Source organism: Bradyrhizobium sp. 199 (genome assembly GCF_023073355.1).
Classification (GTDB): domain Bacteria; phylum Pseudomonadota; class Alphaproteobacteria; order Rhizobiales; family Xanthobacteraceae; genus Bradyrhizobium.
This window is the reverse complement of the sequence record NZ_JADPJI010000005.1, coordinates 1632165-1644988: the sequence shown is the minus strand read 5'-3', so window position 1 is coordinate 1644988 and position 12824 is coordinate 1632165. Positions and strand designations below refer to the sequence as shown.

Below are 12824 nucleotides of genomic sequence, written 5' to 3'. Positions count from 1 at the left end.
AAACGTCAGCGCTCAATCTAGTATGGGCGCGGCCCGCTTGCCATGCGGTGGATCAACCGCTACCGGGCGCCGAGAAAAAACCTTCCGCGCTGGTGCGGATGCGGTTGCGGCCGAGAATGTAGATCGCCGTTGTGACAATCAGAAGCGCAAGGCCGAGCAGGATCGAGACGAAACCGATCGGGATCAGGGCCAGCGTCAGATTGCGTTCGGGGTTGATCAGCCAGTGATGGATCGAGGTCAATACGAAGGCGAGCCCGAGAAAGCCGACGCCGCCGCCGGCAAGCAGCAACGCCCACATCCGGCGAAGCTGGCTGAGCCGTTCCCGCGCCACATCGGTCCGGGGTGCGTGGTGGCGGGCGACACGCCGGACCAGGCGGATGGCGAAGCCGATCGAGCTGAAGCCGATCAACAGGCTCGCGCCGCCCAGCCACATCCGTAACCCCGAGTCGAGGTCCGGCATGCGCTGCAGGGTGAGCAGGGGGAAATCGAAGGCCGAATGCAGCGCGAGCGGGCCTGCGAAGATCAGGAGGCGGCTGGACAGGCGGGCCCAGTCGCGATGGTGGCGGTTGGCGCCCAGCGCGGTGCCGGCGCGCGCGATGGTCAGGTAAGCGCCCGCGATGATGCCGAGCGCGCCGTGGAATGGCACGGTCAGCACGCTGCGCAACGCGGCCAGCGAGCGCCACATCTCGGCGTGCTGAACCAGATAGGCCAGGTTCTCGTAGGCGGCGAAGCCGAGGCCGACCGCGGCGCCATAGACCACGGTGTCCATCGGGTTGGCAAAAGTCCGCCGCTTGGTCGAGGAAACCACCACGATGGCGATCACCTTGACGGCTTCCTCGGGCAACGCGACGCCGAAGATCGAATGCATAGCGAGCGCCGCCCAGGGGTCGTCGGGGGCTGCGACCATCTTGGCGAAGGGGGCCCGGGCAAGGCCCAGCAGCGAGATGCTGGCGGCGCCGAGCAGGAACGCGGTCCAGACCTGGGCAGGCGGGCCAGGGCGCTCTTCTGCGGCGATGACAAGCCAAAGCATCAGCAGCGCCGGGGCGATGGCGGCAGTTCCGATGACGGTGGGCAACGCTTCAATCAGGTACATCGGCGCCGAAAATAGGTTCCTTGGGTCCGCTTATCTACATTTACCGATGCGACCATGTGTCATGCGCTCGCTGCCGGTTCGCTTAACGGGCGCGACAGCTTTCGTTGATCTGCCATCGCCCGCGGCGATCTAGAATACAAGCGCAATCAACTGGATGACAGAAGCTGTTCGTCATCCATGGCAACCGGCGCGTGATTGATGGGGCGCGCGATTGGCAAGTTAGATCAAGGAAATGCGCAGCTTTCTTCGACTCGCTGCGCACGTATCGCGGCGGCGAGTTCGGAAAGCCGGGACTCAGTGCGTGGTGAAGGGCGGCGGCGGCGCACCAGGGGCGACGTCGAAGGCGCCGAGATGGAATTCATCGCCAGGAGATGCGTCCGGCTCGCCCGGTTGCGCCAGCAGCGTGAACGCGGCCTGGGGGTAGAGCTTCCAGATCTCCAGGTCGCCTGGGGTGATGGTGAGCCAGCCGAACGTGTACATGTAGCGTCCGGGTTCGGTGACCCGGCCGACCCTGTCCCAAGTGATCTTATCAACTTTGATCTTGTTGACCGCCATCCGGTCCCCGATCGCAAGTCCGCACATGAGGTCCGGCGTGAGGCTCGGACCGGCAAAAGCTGATCCCGCAATGGGGCCGCGATAGGGCGGCGATGCGGAGGCGGGACGGCTGGAGGAGGGCCGCCGCCTGCCGGTTCAGCGCGCCGTCGAGGCTGCCTCTGCTTCGGCTGCCCGCTCCAGCTGACGGTGCGAGGCGTGGAAGACGTCGTGGACAAGGCCGATCTTTTCCATGCCCAGGATGATCAGGCCGTTGAGATCGATCTCCCACCAGGCGTGCGAGATGTAGGCGTCCCGGGGAAAGCGATGATGGTTGTTGTGCAGACCCTCGCCGAAGGTGAGGATCGTGGTGACGAACTCGTTGGTCGAGGCATCGTCGACTTCGAAGCGGCGATAGCCATAGGCGTGGCAGACCGAGCCGGTGAGCTGGCTGGTGAGGATCAGCAGATAAGCGCGGAGCAGGCCGGAGAACAGCACGCAGCCGATCATGGTGTGCACACCGCCGAAGGTGTAACCGATCACGCCCGGGATGAAGACCGCCGACATCCCGTACCAGACCCAGCGCGTTCGCACGAAGAACATCGCGATGGGATCGGCGAGGATGTCCTTGGCATAGTATTCGTTGTCGGTGGTCGCCTGGTCGAACACCCAGCTGCCCTGGGCGTGCAAGAAACCCTTGAGTGCGCTGACATAGCGATTGCCGAAGCCGTCGAATTGCGGGCTGTGGGGATCGCCGACGTCATCGGCGTAGAGATGGTGGCGGCGGTGGTTGGCGACCCATTTGGCGATCGAGCCCTGGATCGCCATCTGGGCGATGGCGCAGAAGAAGACCCGCATGATCGGTCCGGTGCGGAAGCTGCGATGGACGAACAGGCGGTGCATGCCGGCGCCGATGCCGAACGTCGTCAGTGCGAACATCCAGACGAACGTGAACAGCTCGACCTTGCCGAGACCTTGCGTGACAGCCCAGATGATGCCGGCGACAGCGCCGACATAGAGGATGCCGAGCAGGAGATAGCTCTCGCGCAGCTTGGCTTGCACGAGCGGCCCCTCGGTGACGACGCCGGGTGGAAGCTGCGGCTTGGGCGCTGTGGACGCGTTTTGTTTGGTCTCAGCCGGGACGAACTCGGCGTCGGCGATGGACATTCCAGGACTTCCGATATGGGGCCCGCAATGATTGCGGACGTGCTGGATCACACCCTATCGCGCGGGGGAGTCCACCTCCAGCACTTAGTTAAGAAAGAGTTAAGATTGGTCCGGCCGGCGTCAGGCCGACTGCAGCAAGGGCGTCCGGACGATCAGGCGGATCAGGTCGTCCCGGGACTGCTTTTCGGCGAATTTGACCGCGAAGCCGTTGTCGAATTTGCGGACGACCCGCCCCACACAGGCGCCGACTGCCAGCGGGGTTCCCACCGCCGGGTCGTACTCGCAGGATATGGCGACGCCAGCCGTGGAGGCGTCGATGATGAAGCAGGAATGGCTGCTGCCGTCGGCGAGGGTCAGGAAGGTATGGGAGACCTGGGGAACGAAACGCGCGTCGCGCCGCAGCTCCTGGACGCTGTCGTCTTTCTGCTTTTTCTCCAGCCAGGTCAGCTTTTCCGACATCCAGGCGCGCCGCGCCCGCGTCATCTCGAGCTCCATCAGGAAGCCTGACTTCAGCGTCGCGCTGATGGTGCACTGGAATTCGCCGAAGTCCTGGAAATAGGAGGTCACGCGCTCGCCGACTTTGCCGACCACAGGCACGTCCACGATCATGCGGAAGGGCGAGACGCGCTTGGTCCGGCAGGCGAAGGTGCGAAGCTTGCCCTCACAATCGTACCAACGCGGCAGCGAGTAGCTGCCGGCCACGGCGACTTCCACTGCTCGTTGCCGCAGGAACTCTGTAACGGACATGCGCGCCAATCGTGGTTTGGGATCGTTTCCGTAATTCCACGGTAGCGATCAAATTCTAAGCAAATGATACCGTCGCTCACGAGCAGGGGTAAATTTCCGGTAAATGCAAGCGCGCAATCACTCACCTCGCGAAGTCACGAGGTCGTTATCGCTCCGTCTGGACGGGCGGGTCATGCCGGCGGGGATTTGTTATTTTTGGCGGCGAGCGCTGATGGCGCTCCCTAGCGGAATCGAACCGCTCTCTCCACCGTGAAAGGGTGGCGTCCTAACCGATAGACGAAGGGAGCAAACACAGGGCCCTACCGTTGTTCCCGGCATGGCCACTGGCCGGCCGAACAGGGTCCGGCGGCTTGCAGCGGCGAACGTATAGTGGCCTTTCTGGCTGCCGGCAAGCCGTTCGGGACCGGTCTTTTGGTCCGGTGGATAGCCTCCGGCCCCGGAATGATCAGGAGGCGATTTCAACGGTTTCTTAGGGTTCCCTGCGTAGCGCTGGTGTGGGAGATTTTCCAATGCCACCGCCGAAAAAGCGCGCAGCCCGCAAGCTGCTATCGCAGCACGCCTGGATCACGCTCGACGGCGGCTTCGCCGCGCGGCATTGCCTGGTCCAGGACATCTCGGATTCGGGTGCCAAAATCACGCTGGACGAGGACGCCAGCCAGCTCCCGGGCGTGATCCGGCTCGCCTTCGCACGCGACGCGCGCACGGGGCGGAGCTGCCAGGTGGTCTGGCGCCGCGGCAAATCGGCCGGCATCAAGTTCATCTGATCGCGGCCGCGGCCGCCCCGATTGGCGCGCAGCGCCGGTCCGGGCTAGAACGCCGCCATGCGCACGCCGCTCCTCATCCTGATCTCGCTTCTGACTACATCCGCCGCCGCCGCGGAGGCGCTGCGTCTGCCGCCAGCCGAGCGGCCTCAGGCGGGCACGACCGTTCCGCTGAAGGGCGCGGCCGGCAAGGCACGCGCGGGCTCCTGCGCCACCTACGGTCCGCGCTACGTCATGGTCGAGGGCACCGGGACCTGCGTGAAGATCGGCGGCTCGATCAGCATCGACACCACCGTGAGGCGCTAACGGCCATGCCGGCGGATCTGCTGCGCCTCGACCTCATCGTTCCCGTCTTGATGTACTGCGCGCTCTTGTGGTGGGTCGGCCGCAGCCTGAGCTGGACGGCGCGGCTGGCGACCGCGGCGGTGACGCTGGTGCTGATCGTCTGCGTGCTGCTGGTCGAGCGCGGCTGGCGCTAGCCCAAACAAAAACGCGAAAACAACCCCATGCACAGTAGCCAAGCCACGGCAAAGGCTCAGTATTCCCGTGCTTAGGAGTGAGAGAAATTGACGTTGACGCGTCGGGCAACACAAGAGCGATGATGTCATAATCGCAACATGGGCATCGATCGCGGTTTCGTCAGGACATCGGCGGCGCGACGAACTGCGCAAATCCCGGCCGTTTGCCGAGCTCGGCGAGCCAGCGCGTCAGATGCGGCTGCGCCGGCCGGGAGATGCCCTCGACGCCGAGCCAGCGCCGCGCATAGGAGCCGAGCGCGATGTCGGCGAGCGTGAACTGGTCGCCCTCGACGAAGCGGCGCGAGGAGAGCAGGCGGTCGGCGATGGCCCAGACCTCGGCGGCGGCATCGGCATCGCGCTGCACCTGGATCATGTCGCGCTCGGCGGGCGCCGTGCGCACGATGCCCCAGAACACGGGGCGATCGACCGGCTGCACGGTCGACAGCGTCCAGTCGAGCCAGCGGTCGACGCTGGCGCGCTGCTTCGGCGCCTCCGGATAGATTGGCGTGCCGCGACCATGCGCGAGGCAGAGATAGCGCAGGATCGAATTGGATTCCCACAGCACGAAGTCGCCCTCGACCAACGTCGGGATCCGCGCATTCGGGTTCATCTCGAGATAGTCGGCCTCGCGCGTCCTGCCGTAACTCATGCCGGCGTCGATGCGCTCATAGGGCAGGCCGAGTTCGGTCAGGCACCACAGCACCTTCTGCACGTTGACCGAATTGGCGCGGCCCCAGATCGTCAGCTTGGTGTCAGGCATGGGCGTCTCCCGCGGCGTTGTTGCTTTGCGCGGGTGATAGCGGAATTTCCTGAAACGCGCGATGCAATTGCGGCGCGCCTCTCATGCAAAAAGCTCCGCACGCGGCGGAGCCTTCATTGCAAACAACTCGGCGAGTTGATTCCGTCGCTCAGCGGCCGAAGAACAGCCACAACAGAATGATCACCGGGATCGGCACGCCAAGCATCCACAGCAACAGTCCTCGTCCCATCGCGTCCTCCTCCAATTGCATTGTCGAGGAGTGAACGCCGGCAGCGACGGCTTGTTCCCGCGGCGCAAGCCTACCAGTGGCCAGTATTCGGCATCGAGGCCCAGGGCTCCTGCGGCGACTTCGGATCGCCCTTCTGCAGCAGCTCGATCGAGTGCAGGTCAGGCGAGCGAACGAAGGCCATGTTGCCGTCGCGCGGGGGGCGGTTGATGGTGACGCCGGCCTTCTGCAGCTTCTCGCAGGTGGCGTAGATGTCGTCGACCTCATAGGCGAGATGGCCGAAGAAGCGATCCTCGCCGTATTTCTCTTCGTCCCAATTCCAGGTGAGCTCGACCAGCGGCGCACCGCGCGTTTGCGGCTGCTTCTTCAGCGCCTCGAGATCGTCTGCCGAGCAGAGGAAGACGAGCGTAAAGCGCCCCTTGTCGTTCTCGATCCGCCGCACCTCCTTCAAGCCAAGCGCATCCTGGTAGAACTTCAGCGCGACATCGAGATTGCGCACGCGCAGCATGGTGTGGAGGTATCGCATTTGACTGAACTCCGTGAGAACGTTTCTGGGTTTTGCGTGCGCCCCGGGCACTGGAGAGTATAAAATAGCAGTAAAATTCATTGCGGGGCACTGCCATACGTGCGGGTTACGTGCAGCTTAGGCATGCTTCGTTCTGGGGAGCGCAGAATCTGCCCGGACCTCCATCTCGGTGATGTGCCGTGTCTTCCTACCATCGTCCTAAAGCTCCCAGGGCGGGCGGTTGCGGGAAGGTGAGCGGAGCGAACGGGCGTCAATAAATGACAGCGCCAAAATCGGCAGAAATAGTTGTTCAATGTCAATGGCCGTCACTGAGAACTTATCCACACTGTAAGCCACTGGATTTGACCCGCTTTCGGTAAAACGACCGAAAAGCCACAGGTCCGTTTGTTCGGGAGAACATCATTTTTCCGGGTATAATCGGTGCCGGCGGCCGCCTCGGCGTGTCCGTGCCCCATCCCATGCGGTAGAAGGGATTCGGACGGTGCTTTGGAAGAGCACCGCCCGACGCCTGGAGGAGATCCCGTAGGGCTCTCCGCTTCAACACCGAAGGTTCTCGCTCTCCCCAGGCAACCTGTCAATCACCCGCGCGATGTCGCTTCGCGCCACGGAAGAGGTTTGCCTATGTCGGATAAGCTATCGGTCACGCTGTGGGGAATGAGTGCCGACGCTGAGGGCCGGGTCGCCATCGGCGCAATCATCATCATTGTGGTGATTGTGGCGGTCGTTCTCACCGTGCGGCGCCGGGCATGAGCTATTGCGAGCCGCTACGCATCCGGTAGGCGCTTCTTGGCCTCTCGCTCAATATCCTCAAAGGCAGCGGCAAGCGCTCGGGCCGTGGTCCGAAGGTTATCGGCTTTCCGCGTTGTTTCTACCGTAAGCCCGTTCCTGTCGGCGTTGTTTCGGAATGTACGAAATTGAAGGTTTGAGCCCTCGGAAAAGGCATAGTCTTCCTGCGTCGAAAACTCGCGACAGAGCCTTTTCAGCAGGTCTAGGCGGCGATTGAGTTTCTTGTCACCAAACTCTTTGTGCGCCGTGGTCCAGCCATCTGCCACCTCGGTGATCGAATCGACTCGGGCAAAAAGCCATCGTTCGTAGAAACTGTCGGTTTTCAGCCAATCAACGACGCTTATGGTGAAGAGCATTCGTAGTTCGCGCATCAACGCTTCATCCCGCGCAGTGGCTGGTTTCTTCTCGAAAAATTTGAGGGACACATTCAGCAATAGAAGCAGGACGCCAAGTGCGAGGAGAATCCACCCCGTATATTCTGCAACGTCTCCCCAGTTGAGATTGAAATAGGCCTGGATGAATTTATCGATGAAACCTGTAAGTGCAGAGACTCCCCCGCCTATAAGGAGAAACGCGCTTGCGCCGACGCCGTTGCCCTTGAGGATTCGGACTACTTCAATGCCTTTGTCGCCCCAGTATTTCTCGTCCATGAAATTCCCCCAAAAGTGGGGTATAGCAACACCCTACGTTGCACTCAATCGGACTTACGCGGCCTTCTTGGAGTTTTCGTTCTCCCGGGCGGAGAGCGCTAAAAGTTTGTGATCATTTCCTGCATAAACCGACGTGTCACCGTATCTGCATTCTGAGGCAATGGGCCTTGGGCGTAAGTCCGGCGCTGTGGATGTGCGAGGGAATGGCGCGCGTAGCGGATGAGATGTTCAAGCGCCTTTCTTCTTCTTAGGTGTCGTGCCGCCGTCGAGCAATTCCTTGGCGTAGTCAAACAGAAGAGTCGCGCGGGCACTAACGAACTGCCCGAAATCATCTTCCCAAGTCGAAGGTGGTAAAAAGTTGGCGGTTTCAATGTCGTCGATGTCCTCGCCCAGCTTCTTTCGGTACTCGCTCGGGGCACTCCCGGAGATTGTGTTGTTGTCGCTCCGAGAGAGGAAACACATATTCGCTAGGCAGGAGTCGTCCAGCTTCGAATTCTTCGAGGTCTTCAGAAAGCTTCTGGGATGTATGTGATGAAACTCATTCCGATTGTATTCCTTGAGGGCTTTCCTCAGGTCGATTTTGTTTCCGCTGATAAACGACCTCGGGCCGTTCTGCGCAAGCAGAAGGATAAAGGTTCTTGAGACAACCGAATTCAAGCGAAACGTGTTGGTGAGAAAGAAAAGTGGGGTAAAGGAATTTGCTGGGTGAGTGAGTTTTGCAAGGCTGCCTTCTGCTAGTTTTGCAAACTCAACTACGTCTTCCCGCAGGCTCTTAATGGGTTGGCTATTATACTTCCTATGAATGCAGGTATGCCAAAACCAGCGGAGTATTTCTTTGCGTTGGTTATTTGTAACCTTCTTCTGCTTGGACGGCTCGCCGGCAAAAAATACGGTGAGAGGAACAAGGAGGTTGTTATAAGGAAGGTTATCTAGGTTCTCGACGTGAAGGTTCTTCCGCAGAAAGTCGATTGCGCCCTTTATTCCGGTTACTACGTGATCGAAGTCCTCTCGTACCTTCGAGCCATTGAGCGAAATCAAGGAGTCTGGCGAAGGGTCGCGCACCATAACGGCGCTGCAGCATCTCAGAAGGAGATCTTTGTCGCCTCCAACATCCTTGAAGCCAAAGGGCGTCAGGTCATTCGCCAGATCCTCAAATCGCTGGTTGAGGTCGAAATCGCCGCTCCACGTCCAGGCGCTTAAGAGCTGGACGGTATCGAGTTCAACGCCACGCTGGTTGACTCGTTCGAACACGATAGCAACGGCGGTCTTGTCCTCCGTTGTGATGGTCTGGACTGGAATAAGGGCTTCCTTGAATCGGGCCTGTATCTTGTCGAGCCGGGCAATGGTGGCGTCGTCGTAGTCGGCCGTTTCCTTCCGGTAAAGGACAGGGTCGAAGAGGCATCCGATGGGGAAATGCCTTTCCGAGACCTCGTTGTCCTCAAGAGCAGTAAACGAGGACTCCTGCGCATTCTCGCTGCCCTTCATGTCGTAATAGATTTTGGCCCACAACGGTTTTTGGGGCAGGGTTATCTCGGTCTGGAACGCTCCAAAAATGGACGTAATGCGCTGCTGGCCGTCCAGGATGTAATCTGTCGGGTACTCGGGATCGTTTTGAGGGAGTTGGAAAGGTCCTAAATCGCGTTCGTGGGTCAACTCTTGCTTGGTTCGCCAAAGCAGGATTGAACCGAAGGGATACCCCTTGTAGATGCTGTCCATGAGGTAGGCGACCCGCTCCGGGTCCCAGACGAAGCCTCGCTGGAAGTTCGGGACGCGCATTCGCCCGGCCATAAGTTCTTCGATGATTTTGCGGATATTGAGCGGCTCAGCCAAGGCGAATCCCCCCGATTCTTGACGTAGAAGTTGCAGGGATGCGAGGCAGAATCAAGGGTTAGAGGCTGATGCAAGCCGCAGGGCTCCGGCATGGGGTCAATCGCACTTGTCGCTGTCACGGCCAATTCCCTTCAAAGCTCAGCCTTTCTTGCCCGGGCCCTCTCCGCTACTTGCACTCAAAATTCGCCGCGCTCTCCGGATCGCCTTGGCCCTTGTACTGCGCATGTTGCGGATAGGCGCAAAGCGGCCGAGTACGGCCGGGGAAGGCTGGTCCCGTCGCGACCACCGCATCGGGCGCCTTGCCGTCTTCCACCCAGTTCACGACGGCGCTGAGGAGATCGAAACGATCGAGCGTTGCCCCGCTCGAGCAGTGACCCATTCCGGGCACCAGGAAGGCCCGGCTGGATTTCTCCCGCACCAGTTCCATGCCGCCGGAATCCGCCGCCATGCGCTCGTAGTAATTCACGGTGTCGAGCGCCGAGAACCAGGGATCGCTCACGCCGTGGTAAAACAGCATCTTGCCGCCATGGCCGAAGTAGCTCGAAAGGTTGGTCCAGTAGGCGGTGTTGGTGAGGCGTTCCAACCCGTTCGCGTTGACCCGGTCTTCGAGTTGATCGACGTCGATGCTTTCCCAAACTGGCGGTCCGACCGGACTGCGCGCGCCTGTTGTCAGGATGCCGGGAATGGCAACGCCTTCGGCTGCCACGCCGCTGTCCCACGGGAATGGCGGATAGACCTGCGTGCCGCGTGAATTCTTCGGACCGGCAAATGCCTTCTTCAAAGCATCGACCTGCGGTGGCGCCAGGCAGGAATCCGTCTTGTCATCCGTCTTGTCGCCGTTGCAGGTGAGGACCGCGGGATCGAATTGACAGGCCTTGCCGTCGAAGATCAGGCCATCCTTGACGCCGTCTTTGGCGTCGCAGGCATCGAGGATCGCGTTCGTGATCAGCTTTCGCTCGGCCGCGGAAAACGTCTTGGCGGGGTCCGGCTTGCCGGACGCATCTTTCGGCGCGATCTGGCTGAAGGCGGCGTTGGCCCAGGCGAGACCGATGTTGGAGTTGCCGGTGCGCATCGCAGGCGCACCAGCGACGATGCCGTCGAATTGTTCGGGATATCGCGCCGACGCCAGCATGCCTTCGCGGCCCCCGGTCGAGCACCCCGTGAAATAGGAACGCTTTGCGGGCTGGCCATAGTAATGCGCGACGATCGCCTTGGCGGCCATGGTCACCTTGCCGACCGAAGCATTGGCGAAGTTGAGCGCGGCTTCCTGGTCCTTCAGGAACGAGGCATCGAACACCGCGGCCTGATGACCGCTATCGGTCGAGACCACGGCAAAGCCGCGCGCCAGCGCCGGCACCTCGCCGGCCGCCTGGTATCCCAGCGGCGGCCGGATCGAGCCGTTCAAACCGCCGCCGCCCTGAAACAAGAACCGGCCGTTCCAGCGATCGGGCAGGGCAACGGCAAAGCCGACCGCGTAGGACTTGCCCTCGACGCCGACGCGCTGATCAATCACGCCCTCCGCGCGGCAGTTCGGCGGCAGCGCCACCGATATTGTCGCCGGCGCCGGCGGCGACGGCTGCACGGTCCCCGGCGGCGCCTCCGGCACCATTTCGGCCTTGGTGACTGTCGCCGTCGATCCCGGCATCTTCCAGGCGGTCAGGTCAGCGCATTTGAGTGCCGGTGGTATGTTGAAGGAATCGTCGGCGCGTGCGGGCGAGATCGCCATGACGATGATAGCCGCTACCAGAGGAAGGCAAGCCATCTGACCATCAAGCGCTACACTTCTTCTCCGCTGCATCGTTCCTCCCTGCCGCTTTCTGGATTTTATTGCGCGCACTTAACTCACGCTGGCCGCCGGCAGTCAATCAAGTGGATCGTGACCGCAGTTTCCGTTCGGCTGCCGGCTCCCGAAGTCCACGCTTGCGCGGTATCTCGAAGCTTGCCGACCCAGATGGGCCAACCCTCGGCACTTGAACTCCGCCAGAGGCGAGGGCGACCAAAGGCCATGGCCGGATTCCTTGCAGAGCTCCTGATCGATCTCATCAGAACCCTCGTGGGTAGCTAGCTGAGACAGGCCATCTTTGCGATCGGTACGTGGCTTGATCCGAAGATTCACGGCCGCACCGCACGCATTGTCGTCGGCCTCCTTCTCGGGATCGCCGCCTTTTCCTCATTCCTGTTATCACCGGCCTGCTGGGTCTTTGATGCCCACGGTGAGGACATGACGCTTCCTCTGGAAGGAGATCGCGATCCCCGCGCGTCAGCCGCTATATCGCCACCAAAATCAGAACGCGAACCACGCCAGCACCGCGATGACCGGGAGAATGGCCACGCCGAAAAGCACGAGCGGAGCGGGTTCGTTGCCTGTGCGGTCACTCATGACGGCCTCCTAAAGGAAAGCCCCGCGGCGGCGGCGCCACGGGGCTGTCGGTGCCGGCACGCAGGGGGGGAGAATGCCGGCACCGCTTGATCAGTGAATTCCGATTTGCCCGACTTGTTCCTAAGGCGCTGCGTCGAGACCTGAACGAGGCCAGTTGCTGATGCGAGGCGTCACTCCGGCTCGGCTTCGTCGTCAGCGTTCTCGAGCTGGGCCCTATATTCCTGCGCAGCTTTCAACAGCGCTTCTCTGATTTCGCCGTCCGCCGTCTGGGCGGCGAGGGCTTCGGCACGGTCGGCCTGGTTCTGGAGAGATTCCCTGGTCATGCACGGCCAACTCGGCCGACATTGCCTCGGTTCCTCACGCGGCCTTCTCGACACCCTTTGCGATGATCTCGACTTCGAAACAGCCCATGTCGCGGAGCTCGGCCGCCTTCTTCTCGGCCGCTTCCCTGGTGTTTCTCTTCAAAATGATCTGGCCCGCGCCATCGCGGGCGCAAACGAAATAAGGCATCTGCGATTCCCAATTTCGTTTGCATACACACGGTACCGGGTTTCCGCAATTCTACGGCTCACTGCTCCAGCCCGGCCTTTTGCCGCATCTTGTCGATCAGTTCCGACGCCTCGGCCTTGGTCAGGTCCTGCTCCGGCGGGGTCTGGTGCGCCTGCTCGGCCAGGGTCTTGAGGTAGGATTCCTGGGCCCCCGTCATCGGATCGTCGCCGGAAACCCAGTCCTTCGGGTCCTTCTGGGTGTTGTCTGCCATCGCATGTCTCCTTTTCCTTGTCCGTCCAACGTCGGACTCGACTCTTCGTTCCGTTTTTGTTCTCTTGGCATCATATTCAAATCGCGAGG

General features: G+C 61.3%; 16 protein-coding genes and 1 tRNA gene. 4 read left to right on the top strand and 13 right to left on the bottom strand.

Features of this window, described 5'->3' with window-relative positions:
- Positions 1-52 precede the first annotated feature (52 nt).
- The 5 genes from IVB28_RS16440 to IVB28_RS16420 form a co-directional block, all read right to left on the bottom strand.
- Positions 53-1093 (bottom strand): PrsW family glutamic-type intramembrane protease, encoded by a 1041-nt coding sequence (locus IVB28_RS16440; RefSeq protein WP_247527522.1) that lies wholly within the window; start codon positions 1091-1093, stop codon positions 53-55.
- 294 nt (positions 1094-1387) lie between these two features.
- Complete coding sequence (locus IVB28_RS16435; protein ID WP_247527520.1) at positions 1388-1648, bottom strand: hypothetical protein; 261 nt, start codon at positions 1646-1648, stop codon at positions 1388-1390.
- A gap of 135 nt (positions 1649-1783) precedes the next feature.
- Positions 1784-2791, bottom strand: coding sequence for an acyl-CoA desaturase (locus tag IVB28_RS16430; protein WP_247527518.1), 1008 nt, complete (start codon positions 2789-2791; stop codon positions 1784-1786).
- A 120-nt stretch (positions 2792-2911) separates the two neighbouring features.
- Positions 2912-3538 carry a PilZ domain-containing protein gene (locus IVB28_RS16425; protein WP_247527516.1) on the bottom strand — a complete coding sequence of 209 codons (627 nt, stop codon included), beginning with the start codon at positions 3536-3538 and terminating at the stop codon, positions 2912-2914.
- A gap of 212 nt (positions 3539-3750) precedes the next feature.
- Positions 3751-3825: transfer RNA gene (locus IVB28_RS16420), tRNA-Glu, on the bottom strand.
- A gap of 222 nt (positions 3826-4047) precedes the next feature.
- On the opposite strand from IVB28_RS16420, the gene IVB28_RS16415 reads away from it, so the two are divergent.
- The 3 genes from IVB28_RS16415 to IVB28_RS16405 are packed head-to-tail and all read left to right on the top strand — an operon-like array spanning position 4048 to position 4778.
- Positions 4048-4302, top strand: a complete 255-nt coding sequence (locus tag IVB28_RS16415) for a PilZ domain-containing protein (RefSeq protein WP_018323099.1) — start codon at positions 4048-4050, stop codon at positions 4300-4302.
- A 57-nt stretch (positions 4303-4359) separates the two neighbouring features.
- A complete protein-coding gene (locus IVB28_RS16410) occupies positions 4360-4605 on the top strand; it encodes a hypothetical protein (RefSeq protein ID WP_247527515.1) in 246 nt (81 codons plus the stop codon).
- A gap of 5 nt (positions 4606-4610) precedes the next feature.
- Positions 4611-4778, top strand: a complete 168-nt coding sequence (locus IVB28_RS16405) for a hypothetical protein (RefSeq protein ID WP_247527514.1) — start codon at positions 4611-4613, stop codon at positions 4776-4778.
- A 160-nt stretch (positions 4779-4938) separates the two neighbouring features.
- Here IVB28_RS16405 and IVB28_RS16400 read toward each other — a convergent pair whose 3' ends face one another.
- Positions 4939-5577 (bottom strand): glutathione S-transferase, encoded by a 639-nt coding sequence (locus IVB28_RS16400; protein WP_247527513.1) that lies wholly within the window; start codon positions 5575-5577, stop codon positions 4939-4941.
- A gap of 299 nt (positions 5578-5876) precedes the next feature.
- On the bottom strand, positions 5877-6329 hold the full coding sequence (locus IVB28_RS16395; RefSeq protein WP_247527512.1) for a VOC family protein: 453 nt from the start codon (positions 6327-6329) through the stop codon (positions 5877-5879).
- Between the two features lie 621 nt (positions 6330-6950).
- On the opposite strand from IVB28_RS16395, the gene IVB28_RS29415 reads away from it, so the two are divergent.
- Positions 6951-7079: a hypothetical protein gene (locus tag IVB28_RS29415; protein ID WP_256466991.1), complete on the top strand. Its 129-nt coding sequence runs from the start codon at positions 6951-6953 to the stop codon at positions 7077-7079.
- A 14-nt stretch (positions 7080-7093) separates the two neighbouring features.
- On the opposite strand, the gene IVB28_RS16390 is transcribed toward IVB28_RS29415, so the two are convergent.
- From IVB28_RS16390 to IVB28_RS16365, 6 genes are all read right to left on the bottom strand, one after another.
- Positions 7094-7765: a hypothetical protein gene (locus IVB28_RS16390; protein WP_247527511.1), complete on the bottom strand. Its 672-nt coding sequence runs from the start codon at positions 7763-7765 to the stop codon at positions 7094-7096.
- 228 nt (positions 7766-7993) lie between these two features.
- Positions 7994-9595 (bottom strand): DUF262 domain-containing protein, encoded by a 1602-nt coding sequence (locus tag IVB28_RS16385; RefSeq protein WP_247527510.1) that lies wholly within the window; start codon positions 9593-9595, stop codon positions 7994-7996.
- A 166-nt stretch (positions 9596-9761) separates the two neighbouring features.
- Positions 9762-11357: a tannase/feruloyl esterase family alpha/beta hydrolase gene (locus tag IVB28_RS16380; protein WP_247527509.1), complete on the bottom strand. Its 1596-nt coding sequence runs from the start codon at positions 11355-11357 to the stop codon at positions 9762-9764.
- A gap of 788 nt (positions 11358-12145) precedes the next feature.
- Entirely contained in the window at positions 12146-12298 is a 153-nt protein-coding gene (locus tag IVB28_RS16375) for a hypothetical protein (protein WP_247527508.1), read from the bottom strand.
- 34 nt (positions 12299-12332) lie between these two features.
- Positions 12333-12485 carry a hypothetical protein gene (locus tag IVB28_RS16370; protein ID WP_247527507.1) on the bottom strand — a complete coding sequence of 51 codons (153 nt, stop codon included), beginning with the start codon at positions 12483-12485 and terminating at the stop codon, positions 12333-12335.
- A 58-nt stretch (positions 12486-12543) separates the two neighbouring features.
- Positions 12544-12735, bottom strand: coding sequence for a DUF3072 domain-containing protein (locus IVB28_RS16365; protein WP_247527506.1), 192 nt, complete (start codon positions 12733-12735; stop codon positions 12544-12546).
- Positions 12736-12824 lie beyond the last annotated feature (89 nt).

What these genes read in the sequence shown, in the direction of transcription:
- IVB28_RS16405 (WP_247527514.1), top strand. Translation starts at nt 4,611, where the DNA reads ATGCCGGCGGATCTGCTGCGCCTCGACCTCATCGTTCCCGTCTTGATG.
- IVB28_RS16370 (WP_247527507.1), bottom strand. Translation starts at nt 12,485, where the DNA reads ATGCCTTATTTCGTTTGCGCCCGCGATGGCGCGGGCCAGATCATTTTG.
- IVB28_RS16430 (WP_247527518.1), bottom strand. Translation starts at nt 2,791, where the DNA reads ATGTCCATCGCCGACGCCGAGTTCGTCCCGGCTGAGACCAAACAAAAC.
- IVB28_RS16390 (WP_247527511.1), bottom strand. Translation starts at nt 7,765, where the DNA reads ATGGACGAGAAATACTGGGGCGACAAAGGCATTGAAGTAGTCCGAATC.
- IVB28_RS16435 (WP_247527520.1), bottom strand. Translation starts at nt 1,648, where the DNA reads ATGGCGGTCAACAAGATCAAAGTTGATAAGATCACTTGGGACAGGGTC.
- IVB28_RS16380 (WP_247527509.1), bottom strand. Translation starts at nt 11,357, where the DNA reads ATGGCTTGCCTTCCTCTGGTAGCGGCTATCATCGTCATGGCGATCTCG.
- IVB28_RS16395 (WP_247527512.1), bottom strand. Translation starts at nt 6,329, where the DNA reads ATGCGATACCTCCACACCATGCTGCGCGTGCGCAATCTCGATGTCGCG.
- IVB28_RS16410 (WP_247527515.1), top strand. Translation starts at nt 4,360, where the DNA reads ATGCGCACGCCGCTCCTCATCCTGATCTCGCTTCTGACTACATCCGCC.
- IVB28_RS16400 (WP_247527513.1), bottom strand. Translation starts at nt 5,577, where the DNA reads ATGCCTGACACCAAGCTGACGATCTGGGGCCGCGCCAATTCGGTCAAC.
- IVB28_RS29415 (WP_256466991.1), top strand. Translation starts at nt 6,951, where the DNA reads ATGTCGGATAAGCTATCGGTCACGCTGTGGGGAATGAGTGCCGACGCT.
- IVB28_RS16415 (WP_018323099.1), top strand. Translation starts at nt 4,048, where the DNA reads ATGCCACCGCCGAAAAAGCGCGCAGCCCGCAAGCTGCTATCGCAGCAC.
- IVB28_RS16440 (WP_247527522.1), bottom strand. Translation starts at nt 1,093, where the DNA reads ATGTACCTGATTGAAGCGTTGCCCACCGTCATCGGAACTGCCGCCATC.
- IVB28_RS16425 (WP_247527516.1), bottom strand. Translation starts at nt 3,538, where the DNA reads ATGTCCGTTACAGAGTTCCTGCGGCAACGAGCAGTGGAAGTCGCCGTG.
- IVB28_RS16375 (WP_247527508.1), bottom strand. Translation starts at nt 12,298, where the DNA reads ATGACCAGGGAATCTCTCCAGAACCAGGCCGACCGTGCCGAAGCCCTC.
- IVB28_RS16365 (WP_247527506.1), bottom strand. Translation starts at nt 12,735, where the DNA reads ATGGCAGACAACACCCAGAAGGACCCGAAGGACTGGGTTTCCGGCGAC.